The organism is Albidovulum sp. (assembly GCF_049646345.1).
Classification (GTDB): domain Bacteria; phylum Pseudomonadota; class Alphaproteobacteria; order Rhodobacterales; family Rhodobacteraceae; genus Albidovulum.
In genome coordinates this window covers 1-4,214 of the sequence record NZ_JBARVQ010000241.1, presented here as the reverse complement: position 1 = coordinate 4,214, position 4,214 = coordinate 1, and the positions used below count along the sequence as shown (strand labels likewise).

The 4,214-nt window shown below is 64.4% G+C and carries 4 protein-coding genes; 2 read left to right on the top strand and 2 right to left on the bottom strand.

The features are described from left to right. Positions 1–145: 145 nt before the first annotated feature. The gene (locus WBB85_RS05740) at positions 146–1,249 is read right to left on the bottom strand and encodes an anhydro-N-acetylmuramic acid kinase (RefSeq protein ID WP_432637672.1); all 1,104 of its coding nucleotides are present in this window, start codon (positions 1,247–1,249) and stop codon (positions 146–148) included. A gap of 63 nt (positions 1,250–1,312) precedes the next feature. On the opposite strand from WBB85_RS05740, the gene tyrS reads away from it, so the two are divergent. Together tyrS and WBB85_RS05730 are read left to right on the top strand one after the other, a co-directional pair. After that, positions 1,313–2,563, top strand: coding sequence for a tyrosine--tRNA ligase (tyrS, locus tag WBB85_RS05735; protein ID WP_432637673.1), 1,251 nt, complete (start codon positions 1,313–1,315; stop codon positions 2,561–2,563). After that, positions 2,560–3,291, top strand: coding sequence for a heparan-alpha-glucosaminide N-acetyltransferase (locus WBB85_RS05730; RefSeq protein ID WP_432637671.1), 732 nt, complete (start codon positions 2,560–2,562; stop codon positions 3,289–3,291). Before tyrS ends, WBB85_RS05730 begins: the two co-directional genes overlap by 4 nt. Positions 3,292–3,400: 109 nt before the next feature. On the opposite strand, the gene WBB85_RS05725 is transcribed toward WBB85_RS05730, so the two are convergent. Continuing rightward, the coding region (locus WBB85_RS05725) for a DUF3179 domain-containing protein (RefSeq protein WP_432637670.1) at positions 3,401–4,214 on the bottom strand (814 nt) is incomplete at its 5' end.

The window sequence follows — 4,214 nt, the reverse complement described above, 5'->3', positions numbered from 1 at the left end:
CGCGCGCGCTGGCCTTTCCGCTGATCTGGGCGGCCCTGATCGTCTATTCCTGGTCGATGCTGCGGCAGGCACGACGGGTGCGCCGCTAGAAACGCAGGACCGAATTTTCTTCGAAAATTCGACGATTTTTCGGAGAAAAATCGGGTTACGCCTTCGGTCGGCTGATGGTCCCGCCACCGATCGCAGCCCGCACCCCGGTCGTGCCGGGACAGGAGGTGGGCAAGCCGCGCCGGACACGTGCCGCGAGATACGCGAAGGCCTGCGCCTCCAGCATGTCGCCATTGAGCCCCACCGCCTCGACAGGATCGACCGGGACATCGAATGCGGTCTGCAGCATGGCCATCAGAACCGGATTATGCCGCCCGCCCCCGGTGACAAGAATGCGGGCAACCGGTGCGGGAAAATGCCGTGCCCCCCGATGGGCCGACACCGCCGCGGCCGCCGTCAGCGTCACTGCGGCATCGGCGTCGGACAGGTCCGCGACCGTCTCGCTCAGACCGGAAAACGCGTCACGGTCCAGCGATTTCGGCGGCATTCTGAAGAAATACGGATGCGCAAGAAAGCGCGACACGATGTCCTCATCAACCTGCCCCTGCGCTGCCAGCGCCCCGCCCTCGTCCCGCGACAGGCCGCGGCGCCGGAACACCAGATCGTCAATCGGCGCGTTCGCCGGACCGGTGTCGAATGCCAGACAGGCCCCCGGCAGATCAGGCGACGGCAGGCGCGGATCGAGCCAGGTGAGGTTTCCCACCCCGCCGAGATTGAGAAAGGCCAGCGGCGCATCGGCGCCGATCCATCTTGCGCAGGCAAAATGGAAGAACGGCGCCAGTGGCGCCCCCTGCCCGCCCAGCCGCACATCCGCCGTACGGAAATCCCAGGCCACCGGCAGGCCAAGCGCATCGGCCAGAACCGAGCCGTCGCCCGCCTGATGGGTGCCGCGCCCTTCCGGTTCATGCGCCAGCGTCTGGCCATGAAAGCCTGCCAGATCTGCCGCCCCGGCCAGACGCGACATCACGACGGTATGGGCAAGCTCCACCGCCGCCGCGGCCCGGGCCACGCCCTCTTCGCCCGGCCAGCGTCCAAGGGCGGCACGGATCGCCGCCCGCTCCGGCTCCAGATAGGACCGATAGCCATGGCGACCGAATTCGACGATCCTCTCACCATCGGTCTTCAGCAAAGCCGCATCCACCCCGTCAAGCGAGGTGCCCGACATCGTCCCCAATACCCAGATCGGCTCTGCCCGCTTCATACCCTTCCCCTCGGCCCCGCCCCCGGCTATATGCGTGACGGAATGAGAATGGACAATGCGTCAATGACATACCACCCGAAATCCGATTTCATGCGCGTGATGATGGAGCGCGGCTTTCTGGCCGATTGCACCGACTATCAGGGGCTGGACGAGGCTTTGGCCAAGGGCGTCGTGCCCGCCTATATCGGGTTCGACGCCACGGCGAAGTCCCTGCATGTCGGCTCGCTCATCCAGATCATGATGCTGCGCTGGTTGCAGAAGACCGGCCACAAGCCCCTCGTCCTGATGGGCGGCGGCACGACCAAGGTCGGCGATCCGTCCTTCCGGGCCGATGAACGCCCGCTGCTGACGCCGGCCCAGATCGATGACAACATCGCGGGGATCAAGCGGGTCTTCACCGCCTATGTCACCTTCGGCGACGCGCCCACCGATGCCATGATGCTCAACAATGCCGAATGGCTCGATACCCTCAACTACCTCGATTTCCTGCGCGATATCGGGCGGCATTTCTCGGTCAACCGGATGCTGTCGTTCGAAAGCGTAAAATCGCGGCTCGACCGGGAACAGTCGCTCAGCTTCCTCGAATTCAACTACATGATCCTGCAGGCCTACGATTTCCTCGAACTCAACCGGCGCTATGGCTGCCTGTTGCAGATGGGCGGGTCGGATCAGTGGGGCAATATCGTCAACGGAATCGACCTGACGCGCCGGGTGCTCGATCAGGAAATCTATGGCCTGACCTCGCATCTGCTGACCACATCGGACGGCAAGAAGATGGGCAAGTCGCAGTCGGGCGCGGTCTGGCTGAATGCCGACATGTTCTCGCCCTACGAATTCTGGCAATACTGGCGCAATACGACCGATGCCGATGTCGGCCGCTTCCTGAAGCTTTATACCGAACTGCCGGTCGAGGAATGCGACCGGCTCGGCGCGCTTGAAGGGTCCGAAATCAACCAGTCCAAGATCGTGCTGGCGAACGCGGTCACGACACTCGCCCATGGGGCCGAGGCCGCCGCCACCGCCGAGGCGACCGCGCGCGAGGTCTTCGAGAAGGGCGGCGTAGGCGATGACCTGCCGACCCTGACGCTCTCGCCCGGCGATGTCGCGGACGGGATCAGTCTGGCGCAGCTCTTCGTGCGCTCGGGCCTTGCCAAGTCCGGCAAGGACGCCAAGCGGCTGATCGCCGAGGGCGGCGCGCGAGTGAATGACGATATCGCCACCGATGCAGGCCAGATCTTCGGCGCGGGTGATTTCGCCGAGGCGCTGAAACTGACGGCGGGCAAGAAGCGCCATGCTTTGGTGATCCTCGGGTGACAAGCGCAGCCGATCAGCGCCCCGGACGGATCGCGGCCCTCGATATCTCCCGCACCGTCGCGCTGATCGGCATGGCCACCTATCATTTCACCTATGATCTCGAGATGTTCGGCCATATCCCGCCCGGTACAGCCGTCACCGGCTTCTGGGCGGTCTTCGCGCGGCTGGTGGCGGGCAGTTTCCTCTTCCTTGCCGGTGTCAGCCTCTGGCTCGCGCATGGGAACGGCATCCGCTGGCACGGCTTCGCGAAACGTTTTGCGATGATCGCAGGGGCGGCCCTTCTGGTCACCGTCGGCACAAGGATCGCCCTGCCGCAAAGCTTCGTCTTCTTCGGCATTCTGCATTCCATCGCAGCCGCCAGCCTCATCGGCCTCGCCTTCCTGCGCCTGCCTGCCACGGTGACGCTGGCCGCCGCCGCCGGTATCTTCGCGATCTCCCGCCTGCCGCACAATACGGCCTTTGACCTGCCACTTCTCTGGCCGCTCGGGCTTTCGACCAACACGCCCGGCGCCATCGACTACGTGCCGCTTTTCCCTTGGCTCGCCCCTTTTCTCGCCGGGCTGGCCCTGGCGCGGATCGGCACCAGAGCCGGCGTCTGGTCGCGCCTTACCCGCCCTGCCGCACCCGGCCTCCTCACCTGGCCCGGCCGCCACAGCCTTGCGATCTATCTGATCCATCAGCCGGTGCTGATCGGCCTCGTCTGGGCTGCCACGCAAATCTTGCGCTGATCCCGCTTCTTCTGTTCGAAAATACTCCCGCCGGAGGCAATCCGAGGAGGAGGCCGAAGGCCGAAGACGAGATAAAATCTCGCGCCGCAGGCGCTCAATTTAAAACCGCCTACTTGCCCAGCATCCAGACCCCGTCGGGATGGAACGCGTGAAAGGCAAAGGCGAAGACCACGTCATGCACGAGATCGCGGCCCGTCGCCGCATCCCGCACCCTTATATTGCCGACATCGCGGCCTTCGGCGATCCGCCCGGTATCGAGCGCCGACGCCTGACCGGCGCTCCAGTCGATCACCACTCCGCCCTCCTTCAACGTCCCGGCCTTCGACACCCGCTCCAATGGCCAGGCCCGATCCCCGACCCGAACGACCCGCGACAGGGGTTCGATCCGATGGGGCGGCATCTCGCCGGAATAGAGGAAGGGACGGGCCAGACTGTCATAGCCAACATAAGGATTGCGGCCATAGCTGCGCGGCCAGTCGGGTTCCGCCATCACCAGCCCCTCTGGATTGCGGGCGCGGAAGGTGCCCCAGCTTTCCATCCAGCCCGGAAGCTGTGTCAGGGTCTTGCCATTCATCCGGCCCACGATCCCCTCGCCCAAGGCCTGCTGCCACCAGCTTTCAGTCTGGCGGTCATACATCACAAGGTCCGAATTGCGCAGCTTGCCGGTGGTTCCGAAGTCGAGCACCTTGCCATTGACGGTCCGGTCGAAGACCAGCGCGGTATTACACAGCGGGCAATAGGTGACCGTTACCGGCATGCCGCCCACAGTGTCATTGACGATTTCATGCCAGATCAAGATGCGCAACGGATAGGCCCGCGCGTCGCCCGCAATCTCAAGCCCGATCACCGGATCATTGGGTGTCAATGAGACGGCCTCGAGCACAGTCTTGAAGACGGGTTGATCAATCGAAGGTATGCCATCC